The following is a 16,422-nucleotide window of genomic DNA, read 5'->3' as shown; positions in this document are numbered from 1 at the left end:
CGGGCTCTGCAATGCTCCGGTGAACCCCTTCATCGGTTGCCCAGGAGCCTCGCATGCCCTCCAGTCTTTCTTCGCTGTCCCGTTTGATCTGCCTCGGCGCTGCCCTGCTGCTGGGGGGCGTGGCCCAGGCGGCCGAGGGCGATGATGCCGTGCCGTCCCTGGCCGGCAAGCGCATTGCCGTGAGCATGACCGGCACCAGTCACTATTTCGATATCAAGGCTTTCCAGGCCCAGGTCGATGAGATCAAGCGGCTGGGCGGCACACCGATCACCCTGGATGCCGGGCGCAATGACAAGAATCTCGTGACCCAGTTGCAAACCGTGGTCACCCAGAAGCCCGACGCGGTGATCCAGACCCTCGGCACCCTCAGCGTCATCGACCCCTGGCTCAAGCGCATCAGCAAGGCCGGCATCCCGCTGTTCACCATCGACGCACCGTCCCAGTACAGCCTCAACAACACCACCTCGGACAACGTCGCCACCGGCAAGGCGCTGGCCGATCAGTTGATCAAGGACGCGGGCGGCAAGGGCAAGATCCTGGTGTTCAACGGCTTTTATGGCGTGCCGGTGTGCGCGATCCGTTATGACCAACTGAAGCTGGCGCTCAAGGATTACCCACAGCTGGAAATCATCCAGCCCGAGTTGCGCGACGTGATCCCCAATACCGTGCAGGACGCCTATTCCCAAGTCTCGGCGCTGCTCAACAAGTACCCGGCGGGCAGCGTGTCGGCGATCTGGTCGGCGTGGGACATCCCGCAACTGGGCGCGAGCAAGGCGCTGATCGACGCCAAGCGCACCGAGATCAAGACCTACGGCGTGGACGGCACTCCCGAAGTACTGGCACTGCTCGGCCAGGCCAATTCGCCGGTCGGCGCGGTGGTCGCCCAGCAACCGGCGCTGATCGGCAAGACCGCCGTGCAGAACGTGGCCCGCTACCTCGCCGGCCAACGCGATCTGCCCAAGGAAACCCACGTGCCGACCCTGCTGACCACCGCCGGCAACCTTGCCCAGGTCCAGCAACTGCGAGGTGACTGATGGCAGCGTTGTACCTGCAGAACCTGCGCAAGCGCTTCGGCGCCACCCTGGCACTGGATGACGCCAGCCTCAAGGTCGAGCGCGGCACCATCCACGGCCTGGTGGGCGAGAACGGTGCGGGCAAGTCGACCTTGATCAAGGTGCTCGCCGGCATCCATAAGGCGGACGCCGGGCAGGTGAGTATCGACGGCCAGGCGTATGCCGCGTTGACGCCGCGTCAAGTGGATGCGCTGGGCGTGCAGTTCATCCACCAGGAACGCTTGCTGCCGGCGAGTTTTACCGTCGGCGAAGCGCTGTTTTTTGGCCACGAACTCAGGCGCGGCCCGTTTGTGGACCGGCGTCGGCAGCAGCGTGAAGCTGACCGCCTGCTGGCCGAATACTTCGACCTGCAATTGCCTGCCGGCGCGCTGGTCGGCGAGCTCAACAGCGCCGAGCGCCAGGTGCTGCAGATCACCCGCGCGCTGATACGCCAGCCGAAAATTCTAGTGTTCGACGAGCCCAGCGTGGCGTTGGTCAAGCGTGAGGTCGACCAGTTGCTGCGTATCGTCAAGCGTCTGCGCGACCAGGGCTTGTCGATCTTGTACATCTCCCATTACCTGCAGGAAATCGACAGCCTCTGCGACGAGGTTACGGTGCTGCGCAATGGCCGCGATGTGGCGGTGGTCGAGCCCCGCCACACGTCCAGCAGCGAGATTGCGCGGTTGATGGTCAACCGCGAGGTGCAGGAAATGTATCCCAAGGCCAAGGTCGCATTGGGCGAGCCGTTGCTGCAGGTGCGCGGCTTGAAGCTGGCGCGGCGCTACCGCCAGATTGACCTGGAGGTGCGGCGCGGGGAAATCGTCGGGCTCACCGGCCTGGTGGGTTCGGGGGCCAAGGAATTGTTCAAGACGCTGTTCGGTGTCGAGCGCGCCGACAGCGGCAGTATCCACCTGGACGGACGTTTGCTGCGCCTGCGCTCGCCGGGCGAGGCGATTGCCGAGGGCATTGCGCTGGTGCCCGAAGAACGCCGCAGCCAGGGCATCGCGCCGGTGTTGTCGGTGCTGGAAAACCTGACACTGGCGGGCCTCGGCCGCTTCACGCGCTGGGGCCTGTTGAGTCGGCGCAAGGAGCACGCGGAAAGTGTGCGGCTGATCGATGAGCTGGCGATCAAGACGCCGGGGCCCCAGGCCGCCGTCAGCCAGTTGAGCGGTGGCAACCAGCAGAAAGTCGCGCTGGGCAAATGGCTCAGCCGGCGCTCGGCGGTGTACTTGCTGGACGAGCCCTGTGTGGGCGTGGACGTGGGCGCCAAGGTGGAGATCTATCGCTTGATCGGACGGCTGGTGGAAGAGGGGGCGGCCGTGTTGGTGCTGTCGTCGGATTTGCCTGAATTGCTGGGCATCAGTGACCGGATTCTGGTGCTGCACCGCGGCGAGATCGCCGGTGAATTCCACGCCGGCGAGGCCGACAGCGACCGCTTGCTGGCCTGCGCCACCGGTGCCGTGCCGGTGGCACCCAACCCCGTGCGGGAGCTCGAACATGCTTGAGGCCATCTTGCGGCGCGGTTCGGTCGGCGTGTTCCTGGCGATCCTCGCGGGCTTTGCCGTGGCCGCGCCGAACTTTTTGTCCCTGGGCAACCTGGCCAATGTGTTCAGCCAGTCGGCGATCCTCGGCGTGCTGGCTTTCGGGCTCACCTGCGTGATCATCGGCGGTGGCTCGAACGTAGTGGCCGGCGGCCTGGACCTGTCGCTGGCGGCCAACCTGGGCTTGTGCGCGGCGGTGTTCAGCCGGCTCAACAATGCCGGCGTCGAGCTTTGGCTCACGTTATTGCTGACCCTGGCCTGCGGCCTGACAGTGGGCCTGCTCAACGGCCTGGCCGTGGTGGTGCTGCGTTTGCCGCCGCTGTTGGCGACGCTGGCGAGCATGAACGTGCTGGCCGGACTGGAACTGGTGCTCACGGAAAACACCGTGGTGTCTACCGACTCGCCGCTCTTGGACCTGCTCAGCGGTGGCGCCTGGCTGGGCGTGCCGGCACTGGCCTGGGTGCTGCTGCTGACGGCCGCGGTGCTGACGCTGCTCATCCAGCATTCGGCCTACGGGCTGCGTTTGCATGCCGTCGGCGAATACCCCCAGGCCGCCGAGGCGGCGGGTATCCGGGTGCCTGGCTACGTGTTGTCCAGTTATGCGCTGTCGGGCCTGTGCGCGGCGGTGGCGGCCTTGTGTTCGGCAGCATTTTTCAGCGGCAGCACCACGGGTTCCGGCGACATGCTGCTGTCGGTAGTGGCCATTGCCTTTCTCGGCGTGGTGTTTTCACGACGGCTGGTGGCGAGCATTCCCGGCACTTTGCTGGCGGCCTTGCTGATCGGTTTTCTGATCAACGGTTTTCAGTTGCTCAACCTCTCGAGCTTCTGGGTCAACGGTGTACAGGGCGTGCTGATCCTGCTGGTGGTGGCAGCGTCCAGCGCCTTGAGTCGGAGGGCCAGCGCATGAACCCGCGTGCGTTGTTACCCCTGGCCCTGCCGTTGGTGTTCGCCCTGATCGTGCTGGTATTCGCCGTGCAGGCGCCGGGCTTCTTGAGCAGCGGCAACCTCAAGAGCCTGGTGCTGAACAATTTCGTCTTGCTGGCGATTGTCGCCATCGGCATGACTTACGCGGTGGCGGCCGGTGGCATCGACTTGTCCGTGGGTACGGCGCTGGATTTCGCCAGTTTCAGCTTTGTGGTGCTGCTCAACGGCGGGCATGGCTGGGCGTTTGCGGCGACCGGTGCGCTGGCGGCTGCGCTGCTGGTGGGGGTGGTGAACGCGGGATTGATTGCCGGGCTGCGCATCAGCCCGTTCCTCGCGACCCTGGGCACCCTGTTTATCGGCACCAGTGCCCAGCAATTGCTCTCGGACGGCGGCCAGCCGATCTACATCGTTCAAGGCTTGAAGCCGGAGTTGAGCGGGCTGACACCCTTGTTGATCGTGCTGGGATTGGCGCTGTTCTACGGTTTGGCGCTGGCACGCGGGCGCTTGGGGCGGGAGTTGTTGGCCCAGGGCACGCAGCCGTTGCTGGCGTACTACTCGGGGTTGTCGGTGCGGCGCATCGTCAGCGTCGTGGCATTGGCGACTGCGCTGGCGTGTGGGGTGGCGGGGGTGTTGCTCAGCTCGACGGTCAGCGCTTACGTGCCGCTGTCCGGCAATGCGTTTCTGCTCAATGCGATTGGCGCGGTGTTTATCGGCACCACCCTGAGTCGGCAGGGCCGGGCGAATATTCCCGGGACCCTGCTGGGGGTGTTGTTCATCAACGTGATCGCCAACGGCCTGCTGTTGATCGGCTGGAATTTCTACTGGCAGCAGGTGGCGACCGGCGTGCTGATCTTCGGGGTGCTGACGTTCAGCTTTGCCAGTCGCCGCCTGCTGGAGCGGGCCTAGGGTTACTCGGCCTTGACCAGGGTGTTGCGCATCTTGGTACCGTTGGTGTTGCTCTGGGTGGTGAAGAAATACCCATAATCTTGCAGGTACATTTCGGTACTGGTGGCCTGGTATTGGCCGCCGGTAGCGCTGCAACTCAATTCCTTGGCGTTGCCGCTCAGTGACGAATTGATTTTGCTGGCCGGCAGTTCGCGCTTCACCACGCAGGTGGTAGTGCGCTCGAGAACGCGGTCGTCTTCGGCAGTATTGCGGTTCAGGTCCTTGGAGCGGTAGCCCAGCGTCGCGCCCACCGGCATCTGCTGCCAGTCGCCGGTAAAGCCGAGTTCCTGGATATGGCTGGCGGCCGAGGTGCTCACACCGTGCAGCTCGAATTGGCTCTGGAAGGTCAGGGTGATCAGGCCGCGGAACGTGGTCAATGCAGAGGACGAGTATTGGGTGACGTGGCGCACCTTGAACTGGCCGCGCTCGGCGCCCGGCTCAATGTATTGGTTGCTGCGCATCGGGCTGTAGCCCATGTCACGGTCCTGGACCAGATGGCGAAGAGCCTTGCTGGCGGTAGGCATGTTCAGCGCGCTGATCGCCGCGTTCACCTCGGCCGAGAGCGGTGGCGGCGTCAGGGTTTGCTGGGCCTTGGTGCGCGCCGTGGCGACGGGCAGTTGAGTGAGCGTGGGTGAACAGGCGGCGTTGAGCAGCGTCTGGGTGTCGGCGTCAGCGCTGTTGAACGGTTTGTCCTGGGGCGCGCGCTCGATGTTGCCAAAGGTCACGATGTTGTTCTGGTTGAGGCCGAATGACGCCAGCGTGCGGTAGGTTTTCTGGTTGCAACTGACCTGCCAGTGCGTGCGGGTTTGCGCGTATGGCATCTTCCTGAGTTTGTCGGTGAGGATGACGGGTTCGTCCACCGAGCCCCAGACCTGTACGCGATCTCCGACCGGCTTGAGGCTGGCGCGGTCGATCAGCAACTGGCGCTGGGTGGACGTGCTGCCGACCAGGCGCCAGTCGGGGCGTGGGGTGTTGGCGCAGGCCGCCGCAAACGCGCTGTTCTGCTTGAGGTAAGCGACGACCGGCGCGGTCAGGTTACGCATCACCGTGAAGCGCGTGGGCTGACCGTTGGCCGCCAGGGTGCCGGGTGATTCAAGAAATTGCAGGCTCGCGTCCGCTGCGGCGCACGAAGCACGCACCTGGGCGATGTCTGGCACGCTGGAGCCTTTGCTTGGGGTGACTTCGACCTGATAGCTGAGCTGGTCGCCGTCGCGCAGGATCGATTCGGCCAGCGGCGGTTGTTTGAGGACTTCGGCGAAGATCGGTTCGACCTTGGTGGACGTGTGGGCGCAACCGCCGAGCAAGCCGAGGGCGACAACGATCGAGAGGCGTTTCATGTGCGTTCCTTGCTAAAAGATGGGAGGGCCTTGCGTGGTCAAGAGGTGGCAGGGGCTTGGCTCCCTCCCACCTTCGACCGGGGTATGTTCAGAATTGGTATTCGGCGCCGGCGCCGGCATACCACGAGCGGCCGGGGGCGGCTTCGTAGTAGCGGTTGTTGCTGTCGCCGACGATCACCGAGCCGACGTACTGGCGGTCCAGGAGGTTATCCAGGCGCAGGGTCTGGTGGAAGGTCCAGTGCTCGACTTTCTGTTCGAAACGCGCGCGCCAGTTGAATACGCTGTAGGCCGGCGCGGCGCGTTGGCTGTTGGTGTCTTCGACGTAGACCTTGCTGCGGTACATGCCTTCGAGGGCGGTGCTGACCCAGTCGCGGGGCTTCCAGTTGAGCTCGGCGAACAGGGTGGTTTGCGGCACGCCGGGGAGGTAGTTGCCTTTGTCGACGGCCGTGCTGCCGCCGCTGACGAAATCACTGTCGTAGGTAGCTTGCAGGCGGGTGTAGGCGAGGTGGGTGCTCCACTGTTCGCTGAGCTGGCTTTCGATGCCCAGTTCGAAGCCGCGGCGCAGGGTGCGGCCGGCGTTTTGGTAACTGGTGCGACCTTGAAGTGATTGACTGACCACCAGCTCATCCTCGGTAGTGATCTGGAACACGGCGGCATTGATCCGAGTGTCATTCACCTGAGCCTTCAATCCCACTTCGTATTGGGTGCTTTCTGACGGTTTGAGGCCGAAGTTAAAGCCCTCGACGTTCCCCGGCGCGTATGCCAGCTCCGCTTGGGTAGGTGTTTCGAAGCCTTTGCCCGCACTGACATAGCCATGCAGTTGCGGCGTGAATGCGTACATCACGCTCATTGATGGGGTGTTTTTCTGGTAAGACTTGTTGCCGCTGGCGTCGCCGTTGCTCAGGAATTGATCGTCAACGTCCAGCTCCATGGTGCTGTGACGCACGCCGGCTTGCAGGGTCCAGTCACCCAGTGCCCAGTTGGCCTGGATATAGGGGTCGAGACTGCGCGCGGTGTCGATTTCATCGCGGCGCAGTTGGCCTTTCACGCCAAGGGTGGTGCCGCTGTAGTTCTGGTAGCCGTGGCGGCTGTCTTCGCTCTGGTCGAAGTCCAGGCCAGCAATGATCATCAGCTCGCCTGGTGCCCCTTCTACAGGTTGTATCCAGCGCGCGCTGCCGCCGTAGAACTTGCGGTCGAATTGCACCACACCGCCGCCTCGCTCGTTGGCGGGTGCGCCCCTGGGAATCGACAGATACTGAATCACACTCCGCCGCCCCGTATACCCATTCACCTGCAACGTTGCATCGCCGAAATACCGCTCGTAATTCATCCCCAATTGCTGGTGGTCGATGCTTTTGCGCGTGTTGTACGTCAGCGCATTGGGTGCAACCGAGCGTGGGTCGGCCTTGTACGCAGCCCAGCTCTGGCCGAGCGGGTCCTGCGTGCCGTTCTGCTCGAGGCTGCTGTAGATCAGTGCAAGCTTGCTGTCGTCATCCGGCTGGACGTTGAGCTTGGCGAAGGTCTGGTCGCGGCGGGCGCTGCTGTGGTCGCGGTAGCCGTTGGTGTCCATGCGTGAGGCGTCGAGCACGAAGCCTGCACCGTTGGCCGCGCCCTCGGCGGTGAGGTGGTTTTTGTTCAGGCCGTCGCTGCCCACCAGGGTTTCGGCGCCGATGCGCGGCGGGCCCTCGCCATCGCGAGAGAACATCTGGATTACGCCGCCGGCATTGCTGCCATACAAGGTGGCGGCCGGGCCGCGCAGGACTTCGATGCGCTCGGCGGTGTCGAGGTTGAAAGTAGCGGCCTGGCCCTGGCCGTCCGGGGTGCTGGCGGGGATGCCGTCGGCAATCAGCTTGAGGCCGCGCACGCCAAACGCCGAGCGGGCGCCAAAGCCGCGGGAGGAAATCTGCAGATCCTGGGCATAGTTCTGGCGGTTCTGCACCACCAGGCCAGGCACGCGGGACAACACCTCAGAGGCGTTGATGCCCAGTTGGCCGTCGCTGATCTGTTCACGGCTGATGCCGTCCACCGAATACGGTAGATCAAAGGTCGGGCTGGCGCTGCGCGAGCCGGTGACCACGCTCGGGTCGAGTACCAGCGGCGTATCGTCGCTCATCGCGGCGCTGCAAACACCGAGCAGGCCGGTCATGAGGGAGAGGTGAACAGGACCAAGCATTTTCATCAGAGAACCAGGCAAAGTGCGGCAAACGCGGGATTCTATCGATTCTGTCACTGTTTAACGAATCCTCTGGCGGTGTCTTTAGACGTGTCCTACGTGACTTTAGACGCAATCTTGCAGATTGCGCCCAATCTGCTAGCCACTTGCCGCTAACAGCTCCCCATTGCTTTTACGCTATAATCCCGCCCTTTAGCTGTTTCTCGCCCAGGCGGAAACGCACTTTTTTCAGGCGCGACCCGCCTGCATGCAGACTAAAAGAGGCTAGACCCCAGTGGCATTGACGATTCTTGGCCTGTCCGGCGCCCTTAGCCATGATCCTTCCGCAGCCTTGTATATCGACGGCAAGCTGATCGCGGCCGCCGAAGAAGAGCGCTTTGTGCGCGACAAACATGCAAAGAACCGCATGCCTTACGAATCGGCGAAGTTCTGCCTGGAACAGGCCGGCATCAAGCCTTCCGACGTTGACGTGGTGGCGATCCCGTTCGCACCGATCAGCCTGTTCGGCGAGGCGCGCTGGCACTACGCCAAGCGTTACTGGTACGCCCCGGACCGCGCCCTCGACGCGATCCTGATGGGCAACCGTCGCTACAAGCGCTACCGCAACAAGATCGTCTGGTGCCTGGAGCAACTGGGCTTCGATCCGAAGAAAATCAAGATCGAACCGGTTGAACACCACTTGGCCCACGCATCCAGCGCCTACCACTGCTCTGGCTTCCAGGAAAAAACCGCGATCCTCGGCATCGACGGTAAAGGTGAGTACGCGACCACGTTCTTCGGCTACGGCGAGAACGGCAAGATCCACAAGATCAAGGAATTCTACGACCCGGATTCCCTCGGCGGCCTGTACGGCGCAATCACCGAGTTCCTCGGTTTCGAGATGCTCGACGGCGAGTTCAAGGTCATGGGCATGGCGCCGTATGGTGACGCGAGCAAATACGATTTCTCGCGCCTGGCCTCGTTTGAAAACGGCGAGTTGGTGATCAACACCGACTACGCCAACGTCATCGGCCTGCGTCGTTATAAAGAGAAGGGCAAGGGTTTCTACTTCTCGCCAAAACTGATCGAGTGGCTGGGTCCCAAGCGCGAAGGCGATATCGCCGACGAGCCCTACATCCATTACGCGGCCAGCATGCAGGCGCTGTTCGAGAAACTGGCGCTGCAGATGATCGACCACTATTTGGGCGACATCCTTAAAGACACCGGCAAGCTGGCCTTCGCCGGCGGTTGCGCGCTGAACGTCAAGCTGAACCAGAAGATCATCGCCCGCAGCGACGTCAAAGAGCTGTTCGTACAGCCGGCGTCCGGCGATGCCGGTACGGCGGTGGGTGCAGCGGCCTACGTGTCCCACGCCCGCGGTGTGCCGGTGGAGAAGATGGAACACGTCTACCTCGGCCCGTCCTACAGCAACGAAGACGTGATCGCGGCGTGTGCCAAGCACGAGAGCCAGCCTAAGTGGCGCAAGATCGACAACATGCCCCAGCGCATCGCCAAGATCATGGTCGACGGCAACCCGGTTGCCTGGTTCCAGGGGCGCATGGAGTTTGGCCCGCGCGCCTTGGGCGGTCGTTCGATCATCGGTTGCCCAAGTGCTACCGGCGTGGCTGACCGCATCAACCACCAGATCAAGTTCCGCGAGCGCTGGAGGCCTTTCTGCCCGTCGATGCTCGACACCGTGGCGCCACAGATGATCAAGGTCGATCACCCGGCGCCGTTCATGACCTTCACCTTTGAAGTGGCCGAAGAGTGGAAAACCCGCGTGCCGGAAGTGGTCCATGAAGATGGCACGTCCCGCGCCCAGGTGCTCAAGCGCGAGTACAACCCGCGCTACTACGACATGATGAAAGAGCTGGAAGTGCTGACCGGCAACGGCGTGTCGCTGAACACCTCGCTCAACCGTCGCGGCGAAGCGATGATCTGCTCGCCCAAAGACGCGCTGGACATGTTCTTCGGCTCCGACCTGCAATACCTGATCATGGAAGACATCCTGGTCGTCAAGGACGGCGTGGACCCATATGACACGGTCGGCTGAGCGCCACGTCCTGCAGTTCTGCCACGGCTATGACGGGCCGTTCCTGGACTGCGCGCGGCAGTACGCCAGCCTGTTCGCAGGCTCCGGCTACAAGGTGACCACGGTGTTCCTCACCGGGGTCGCCGACCCCGAGGTGGCCGCCGGGTGTGCCAGTGACGAAGTGGTGTTCATGGCGTTCAGCTCCAAGGCCGTGCGTGGCCTGAAGCTGGGCGCCATTGCGCAGTTGCGCAAGATCGCCGCGTCACGCAACTTCAGTTTCTGCATTGCCCACCGCTTCAAACCGATCTACGTGGCCTTGCTGGCTACGCGATTGCCGGTGATCGGTGTGCATCACGCCTTTGGCGATTACCAGCGCCGCAGCCGCAAGCTGTTCGCCGGGATTTTCCGCAAGCGCCTGAGCCTGCTGGGCGTCTCCGATGCGGTGCGCGACGACATGCGCCGCTGCCTGCCGGCCTGGCCGCACACCCGTATCCAGACCCTGTACAACCGCATCGACGTGGACGCCGTGCGCGCGCTTCAGGTGCCGTTCGAGGAAGCGCGTGATGCGCTGGGTCTGTCGCCGGATGAATGGGTGGTCGGCAATGTCGGCCGCCTGCACCCGGATAAAGACCAGGCCACCTTGCTCAAGGGTTTCGCCCTGGCACTGCCGCAATTGCCGGTGCACAGCCGCCTGGCGATCCTCGGGCGCGGGCGCCTGGAGCAGGACCTCAAGGCATTGGCGCGTGAGCTGGGGATCGCCGACAAGGTGCTGTTCCTCGGCCAGGTGCCGGACGCGCGGCGCTATTTCCGCGCGTTCGATGTGTTTGCCCTGAGTTCCGACCACGAGCCGTTCGGCATGGTGCTGCTGGAGGCCATGGCCGCCGGCGTCCCTCTGCTGGCCACCGCATGCGGCGGCGCGAAGGAGGTGGTCGAGGGCGTGGGTATTCTGTTCCCCTTCGGCGATGCCGAGCACCTGGCCCAGGGCCTGGGGCATCTGGCTGCGATGGATCAACACCAGCAACGCCAGTGCGCCGACATGATGCTGGAGCGCCTGCACGCACGATTCTCGGATCAGGCGGTACGCGACACCTTCTGGCAACTGCCGCACGTAATTGAACTGACCGCGGGGGCCTGATGCTCAATCGATTCCAAGGCTGGCGCGAGCGTGGCTGGTCCGTCGTCGACGCGCCTGCCTACAGTGAAGCCTGGCAGCGTTTTGGCGGCAGTGTCGCCACTCACCCGCAGGTGATCGAGCGCCTGGCCGGGTTGGCCGACATCCCTGTGCGTTACCTGGCCTGGGAGCAAGGCGGCGAACTCAAGGCGAGCATTGCCACCTGGGGACGCGACCTGGCCTTGTCCAAGGACGTGCTCAAGCAGCAGGGCAAGAAGGGCCTGTTCGACCTGGGCAACGCCGAGCTGATCCTGCCGGCCGCCGCCGATGCACAGGTGCCATTGCGTCACCGCGCGCGCTACCTCGGTGCATTGAACCAAGGCCGCTTCAGCAGCCTCAAGCCCCAGGCCGAGCAGTTGGCCATGGCGCGTACACCCGAAGAATTGTCGAAGAAATTCCGCTACAACCAGCGCCGCGAACTGCGCCTGCTGGAAGAGGCGGGCGGCGTCGTGCGGCCGGTGAGCGAGTTTTCCAGCACCGAATTGGCGGCGATCTACTGCGACCTGTTCCTGCGCCGCTGGGGGTTTGTCGCCACGGGCGCCGAGCGCATGGCCGAGGTCATCGAGCTGCTGCGTGAGTTCCTGATCGGTTCGGTGATCTTCCTCAACGATGCGCCGATTGCCGTCCAGTTGGTCTACCGGGTCGAGTCGCCGGAGTGGATCAGCGTGGAGTACGTCAACGGTGGTGTCGATCCCGCTACCCGCGATTTCAGTCCGGGCAGCGTGCTGAGTTTCCTCAATACCCAAGCGGCCTGGGAGCAGGCACGTGAGGTCGGCAAGCCGCTGCGCTTTTCGTTCGGGCGGGCCGACCGCGAGTACAAGGACCGTTGGTGCAACCCTGTGCCGGTGTTCAAGTCATGAGTGATTCGTCGAGCCGCAAGCAGGCGCTGCTCAAGCGCCATCGTCGCCACAAACGCATTGGCCTGCTGGTGGGGCTGCTGCTGATCATCGGTGCGGGCGTGCTGCTGGCCTGGTGGCTGGTGCCACTGCTGATGGTGCTGGCCTGGGTGGCCCATGAAGCCTGGTTTGCCGACCATCTTTTCTACACGCCGAAGGACGACTACCAGTACCAGTTTCCTGTCGGCACCGAGCAGCCTGGGGTTGCCCTGCAGGGCGACCGGTTGGTGCCGGGCCAGGCATTGGCATTGGCGGGTGATGAAACGCTGGTGCTGGCGCTGCGGATCAAGAGTGGTTGGCTGGGGCGCTTTATCGACCCGTTTATCGAAGTGTCGGGGGGTGAGCGCACGGATCGCCAGGCGTTCGAGCGTGGCGTCGCCGGTTTGCGTTACCTGAACCTGACGGGCCAGGCGCAAGCCTTGGTCGCGGGGAACCTGCGGGTACGCGGCCGTTTCTGCCGGGTGCAGGGCGAGCCGGTGCTGTCAGTATTCCGTCACCCGGACCTGCGCAATCAACGGGTGATGGTCATCGCGCCCCATGCCGACGATGCCGAACTGGCAGCCTTCGGCCTGTACAGCCAGGCGCCGCAGCCCTGGATCGTCACGTTGACCGCCGGCGAGATCGAGGCCGAGCATTATCAGCAGATGGGCTTGGGCAAACCCGAGGCGGCGCGTTTGAAAGGGCGCCTGCGGGCCTGGGACAGCATCGCCGTACCGCGCTGGGCGGGTGTGCCTCAGGAGCATTGCTACCAACTGGGTTATTTCTGCCTGCAACTGCCGGCAATGAAGGCGCAACCCGAGCGCCCGATCGCCTCAAGGGAGGCTGATTTGAGTGATATTCGCGCGTTCCGCCGCCTGAACCCGTCAACGTTGCCAGCCGATATCGATGGCCAGCCGACCTGGAACAATCTGCTGGCTGACCTGCGGGCATTGCTGCTCAAGGCGCGCCCGGAGGTGATCGTATTGCCCCACCCGGTGCTCGATCCCCACCCGGACCATATCTGCTCCCAGCAGGCGGTGCTTGAGGCCTTGGAAGGGCTGGAGTGGCAGCCCGCCACGCTGCTCGGCTACGCCAACCATCTGCATGACAACGACCGTTGGCCGATGGGGGAGGCGGGCGCTGGTGTCGCTTTGCCACCATGCTTTGATTCGACGTACACTTTGCATCCTTTTTGCATGACGCTCACCGATGAGCAGCAATGTGACAAGGCAATGTCGCTTGGGATGATGCATGACCTGCAACCGAGGATGCCGTTCAAACGGCGGGTGCGGCGGGTGATACAGCGTCTGCTGGCGCGTCGGGCGATTTCACCCTGGGGAGAAAACGAGTTTTTCCGCAAGGCCGTCCGACGCCATGAGCTGTTCTGGCTCATCCAGCATAAATAAGCGTTAAGCAAAGTGAGGGGGCACTGAGTGCCCCTGTAAATGACAGTGAGTCCCCCGTGATCAATCCGTGCCCGCGTATTCTTTTTGTGATTCCCTATTTTGGCCATTGGCCATTTTGGATGCCGTTTTTCCTCGAGAGCTGCCGCCGCAACGCAGATATCGATTGGCTGTTGTTCAGCGATTGCCCGTTACCGGCCAACGTCCCGGACAACGTGCGGATTGAACACATTTCCTTTGCCGATTATTGCGCGCTGGTGTCTGAGCGCCTGGGCATCCGCTTCGCCCCCCAAGCCGCCTACAAACTGTGCGACATCAAGCCGGCGCTCGGCTACATCCATGCTGATCGCCTCGAGGGCTATGATTTCTGGGCATTTGGCGACCTGGACTTGATCTACGGTGACCTGCGCAAGTATTTCACCGCCGATCGCCTGGCCGGTTATGACCTGTTCTCGACCCACGAGCGCCGTGTGGCCGGGCACCTGTGCCTGATGCGCAACACGGCCAGAAAGCGTGAAGTGTTCAAGCAGATCAAGGATTGGCAGACACGTTTCACCGATCAGGCGCATCATGCGCTGGATGAGGGCGCGTTCAGCCGGATCTTCCTGTGGCGCAAAAACCTGCCCAAGCCGTTGTTCAATCTGGTCGGCAAGCTCAACCCGTGGCGACGTCGCAGCGAGTTCGTCGAAGCGTTCAGTACGCCCGGTGGCGTGATCAAATGGCACGACGGCTCGGAGCGTTTTCCCCATCAATGGTTCTGGAACAATGGCCGTCTGACCAATGACCGGGACGGCGAGCGGGAATTTCCCTACTTTCATTTTGTCTGTTGGAAACGCAATCAGTGGCCGTTGGTGGAGACGCCCAGCCCTGAACACATTCAAGCGTTGGCCGCTGCACCGTCCTGGGTTGTTGACGCCACAGGTTTCCATCGAGGAGCGTTATGAGTCGGCCTTTCAAGGTCCTGCAGTTGCAGCCTGACTACAATGTCAAATCCCATGATTTTGCCGATCTGGCCGAACAGATCGTCAAGGCATTGCCGACTGATCGCTATGAAGTGACGGCCGCGTTCCTGCGCGGCCGACCGGGGCCGGGCGAACCGGTGAGCCGGGCCGGCACGTCGGTGTACTTCGAGTTTTCCGACAAGGCCCTGAAGGGCATGCGCCTGATGGCGATGTGGCGGCTGTATCAGTTTTGCCGCAAGGAAAAGTTCGACGTGGTGGTGTGCAACCGCTTCAAGCCCGTCAACATGATGTTGCAGTTGAATCGCTGGTTGAAGATCCCACTGTGTATCGGCATTTCCCACGGCTTTGGTGAATACGATCGCCTCTACCGCCGCAAGCAGGCCCAGCGCCTGATCGACCATCATTGGCGGTTTGTCGGCGTGTCGCCGGCGGTCAAGCAGTACCTGCTGGATTGCCAGTGCGGATTCACCGACAGCAATACCTACGCCATCACCAACGCCATCGATATCGAACAGACCGATGCGTTGCAGTATTCCCGCGAACACGCGCGGGAAATGCTCGGGCTCGATCCCTCGGTACGTTTGATTGGCGCGCTGGGCCGTCTGGTTCCGGTCAAGGGCCACACCTATTTGCTGCAAGCCTTTGCAACGATCAAGCACAAGTACCCCAACGCACAGCTGGCTATCATCGGTGCCGGGCGTGAAGAAGCGAATCTGGCCGCCGAGATCGAGCGGCTGGGCCTGACAGGCCGCGTACACTTGCTGGGCTTCCGGGAAAACGCTCTGCGTTATGTGCGTGCGTTTGATATCTGGGCAATGCCCTCGCTGGCCGAAGGGCTCGGCCTGGCGCTGCTGGAAGGCATGAGCGGGCGCCTGCCGGTGATCGCCTCCAGCGTGCCGGCCATGCTGCCGCTGATCGAAGGGGCGGGCGGCCTGGCCGTCGAGCCGGCCAACGTGCCGGCCTGGGCACAGGCGCTGGACACCTACCTCGGGCTTTCCGATGAAGCGTTGGCGCTCAAGGGTGAACAGGCTTACCAGTACCTCCAGACGCACCATGATATTGAGGTGTTCCGTCAGGAATACCTGGAACTGATCGAGTCGGGCTTGGCTCAAGCACGCAGAGAAAACGTATGAATCAGAGTCAACCGTTGGTCAGTGTGATCATCGCGTCGTACAACCATGCTCCCTATATAGAAGAGAGCATCCTGAGTGTGTTGAACCAGACCTATCCCAACATTGAACTGCTGGTGATTGACGACGGCTCTACCGACGACAGTGTCGAGCGCATTCGCACGCTGCAGGAAAACCACCGTTTCGATTTTCGCGTGCAACAGAACCAGGGCCTCACCAATACGCTCAATGGCGCCATTGCACGCTCCAACGGGCCGCTGATCGTGCCGTTCGGCTCGGACGACATCATGATGCTCGACCGCATCGCGACGCAGGTGGCCTATATGGACGGCAAGCCTGAGGTGGGGATTTGCGCGGGCAACATCGAGCTGATCGATTCCCAGGGCGAGCTGTTTCCCGAAAGCCGCCAGCGCCGCGATGTGCCGTTCCGGCGCCTGGATTTCGACGACATGTTCCTGGAGCGCAAGCCTTATCCGCCGGCGCCGACCCTGATGATCCGCCGTGAAGCCCTGGAAGCGGTTGGCGGCTTCGACCCGGAAATTCGTCTGGAAGACTTGCTGATCGAGTTGAAGATCACCCACGCGGGCTACTTTATCGACGGGTTGAGCGTGGTGATGGCGCGCTATCGCAAGCACGCCACCAACTCCTACAAGAACCACCGCTTCATGATCGACAACATCCTGCGCACCTACGCGTTGTTCAGCGATCATCCGCTGTACGACGAGGTGCGCTACAAGTTTCTCAGCTCGATGTTCCTCAAGACGTCCAACCGCAATCGTCAGTTGGCTCGTGAGTTGTTGGCGCAGATTCCGTTCCGCGCCTGGAACAAGAAGACCTGGCGCGGCCTGGCCCGCTTGTACTTCTCCCCGCTGGAAAAAGACTGAGGCCAGGCGCGAGC

13 protein-coding genes are annotated in these 16,422 nt (G+C 62.7%); 11 read left to right on the top strand and 2 right to left on the bottom strand.

Annotated elements, in window-relative coordinates; genetic code table 11:
* Positions 1-53: 53 nt before the first annotated feature.
* From CQ041_RS11985 to CQ041_RS11970, 4 genes are read left to right on the top strand one after another with little or no spacing between them, the layout of a single operon-like run.
* Entirely contained in the window at positions 54-1,034 is a 981-nt protein-coding gene (locus tag CQ041_RS11985) for a sugar ABC transporter substrate-binding protein (RefSeq protein ID WP_105522046.1), read from the top strand.
* Positions 1,034-2,557 carry a sugar ABC transporter ATP-binding protein gene (locus CQ041_RS11980; RefSeq protein WP_105522045.1) on the top strand — a complete coding sequence of 508 codons (1,524 nt, stop codon included), beginning with the start codon at positions 1,034-1,036 and terminating at the stop codon, positions 2,555-2,557. The genes CQ041_RS11985 and CQ041_RS11980 overlap by 1 nt, the downstream gene beginning before the upstream one ends.
* Entirely contained in the window at positions 2,550-3,500 is a 951-nt protein-coding gene (locus CQ041_RS11975; protein ID WP_105522044.1) for an ABC transporter permease, read from the top strand. The genes CQ041_RS11980 and CQ041_RS11975 overlap by 8 nt, the downstream gene beginning before the upstream one ends.
* The gene (locus CQ041_RS11970; protein ID WP_105522043.1) at positions 3,497-4,423 is read left to right on the top strand and encodes an ABC transporter permease; all 927 of its coding nucleotides are present in this window, start codon (positions 3,497-3,499) and stop codon (positions 4,421-4,423) included. The genes CQ041_RS11975 and CQ041_RS11970 overlap by 4 nt, the downstream gene beginning before the upstream one ends.
* A 2-nt stretch (positions 4,424-4,425) precedes the next feature.
* Here CQ041_RS11970 and CQ041_RS11965 read toward each other — a convergent pair whose 3' ends face one another.
* Entirely contained in the window at positions 4,426-5,799 is a 1,374-nt protein-coding gene (locus CQ041_RS11965) for a surface-adhesin E family protein (RefSeq protein ID WP_105522042.1), read from the bottom strand.
* Between the two features lie 88 nt (positions 5,800-5,887).
* Positions 5,888-7,978 (bottom strand): TonB-dependent receptor, encoded by a 2,091-nt coding sequence (locus CQ041_RS11960; RefSeq protein ID WP_105522041.1) that lies wholly within the window; start codon positions 7,976-7,978, stop codon positions 5,888-5,890.
* Between the two features lie 268 nt (positions 7,979-8,246).
* Between CQ041_RS11960 and CQ041_RS11955 the strand changes: the two genes are divergently transcribed.
* From CQ041_RS11955 to CQ041_RS11925, 7 genes are read left to right on the top strand one after another with little or no spacing between them, the layout of a single operon-like run.
* Positions 8,247-10,004, top strand: coding sequence for a carbamoyltransferase (locus CQ041_RS11955; RefSeq protein ID WP_105522040.1), 1,758 nt, complete (start codon positions 8,247-8,249; stop codon positions 10,002-10,004).
* A complete protein-coding gene (locus tag CQ041_RS11950; RefSeq protein WP_105522039.1) occupies positions 9,988-11,118 on the top strand; it encodes a glycosyltransferase in 1,131 nt (376 codons plus the stop codon). Before CQ041_RS11955 ends, CQ041_RS11950 begins: the two co-directional genes overlap by 17 nt.
* The gene (locus CQ041_RS11945) at positions 11,118-12,014 is read left to right on the top strand and encodes an antimicrobial resistance protein Mig-14 (RefSeq protein WP_105522038.1); all 897 of its coding nucleotides are present in this window, start codon (positions 11,118-11,120) and stop codon (positions 12,012-12,014) included. The genes CQ041_RS11950 and CQ041_RS11945 overlap by 1 nt, the downstream gene beginning before the upstream one ends.
* On the top strand, positions 12,011-13,435 hold the full coding sequence (locus tag CQ041_RS11940) for a PIG-L deacetylase family protein (protein WP_105522037.1): 1,425 nt from the start codon (positions 12,011-12,013) through the stop codon (positions 13,433-13,435). Before CQ041_RS11945 ends, CQ041_RS11940 begins: the two co-directional genes overlap by 4 nt.
* Before the next feature lie 56 nt (positions 13,436-13,491).
* Complete coding sequence (locus CQ041_RS11935) at positions 13,492-14,376, top strand: DUF6625 family protein (RefSeq protein ID WP_105522036.1); 885 nt, start codon at positions 13,492-13,494, stop codon at positions 14,374-14,376.
* Entirely contained in the window at positions 14,373-15,527 is a 1,155-nt protein-coding gene (locus CQ041_RS11930) for a glycosyltransferase (protein ID WP_105522035.1), read from the top strand. The genes CQ041_RS11935 and CQ041_RS11930 overlap by 4 nt, the downstream gene beginning before the upstream one ends.
* On the top strand, positions 15,524-16,408 hold the full coding sequence (locus CQ041_RS11925; RefSeq protein ID WP_105522034.1) for a glycosyltransferase: 885 nt from the start codon (positions 15,524-15,526) through the stop codon (positions 16,406-16,408). Before CQ041_RS11930 ends, CQ041_RS11925 begins: the two co-directional genes overlap by 4 nt.
* Positions 16,409-16,422: the final 14 nt, after the last annotated feature.

It is taken from the genome of Pseudomonas sp. MYb60 (assembly GCF_002979555.1).
Taxonomy (GTDB): Bacteria; Pseudomonadota; Gammaproteobacteria; order Pseudomonadales; family Pseudomonadaceae; genus Aquipseudomonas.
Note: the sequence above shows the minus strand (reverse complement) of the source record. Positions and strands in the feature narration are given on the sequence as shown.

Excerpts from the sequence above, each read along its gene's own strand:
- CQ041_RS11985 (WP_105522046.1), top strand. The coding sequence starts at position 54 with ATGCCCTCCAGTCTTTCTTCGCTGTCCCGTTTGATCTGCCTCGGCGCT.
- CQ041_RS11940 (WP_105522037.1), top strand. The coding sequence starts at position 12,011 with ATGAGTGATTCGTCGAGCCGCAAGCAGGCGCTGCTCAAGCGCCATCGT.
- CQ041_RS11970 (WP_105522043.1), top strand. The coding sequence starts at position 3,497 with ATGAACCCGCGTGCGTTGTTACCCCTGGCCCTGCCGTTGGTGTTCGCC.
- CQ041_RS11960 (WP_105522041.1), bottom strand. The coding sequence starts at position 7,978 with ATGAAAATGCTTGGTCCTGTTCACCTCTCCCTCATGACCGGCCTGCTC.
- CQ041_RS11965 (WP_105522042.1), bottom strand. The coding sequence starts at position 5,799 with ATGAAACGCCTCTCGATCGTTGTCGCCCTCGGCTTGCTCGGCGGTTGC.
- CQ041_RS11980 (WP_105522045.1), top strand. The coding sequence starts at position 1,034 with ATGGCAGCGTTGTACCTGCAGAACCTGCGCAAGCGCTTCGGCGCCACC.
- CQ041_RS11945 (WP_105522038.1), top strand. The coding sequence starts at position 11,118 with ATGCTCAATCGATTCCAAGGCTGGCGCGAGCGTGGCTGGTCCGTCGTC.
- CQ041_RS11950 (WP_105522039.1), top strand. The coding sequence starts at position 9,988 with ATGACACGGTCGGCTGAGCGCCACGTCCTGCAGTTCTGCCACGGCTAT.
- CQ041_RS11925 (WP_105522034.1), top strand. The coding sequence starts at position 15,524 with ATGAATCAGAGTCAACCGTTGGTCAGTGTGATCATCGCGTCGTACAAC.
- CQ041_RS11975 (WP_105522044.1), top strand. The coding sequence starts at position 2,550 with ATGCTTGAGGCCATCTTGCGGCGCGGTTCGGTCGGCGTGTTCCTGGCG.
- CQ041_RS11930 (WP_105522035.1), top strand. The coding sequence starts at position 14,373 with ATGAGTCGGCCTTTCAAGGTCCTGCAGTTGCAGCCTGACTACAATGTC.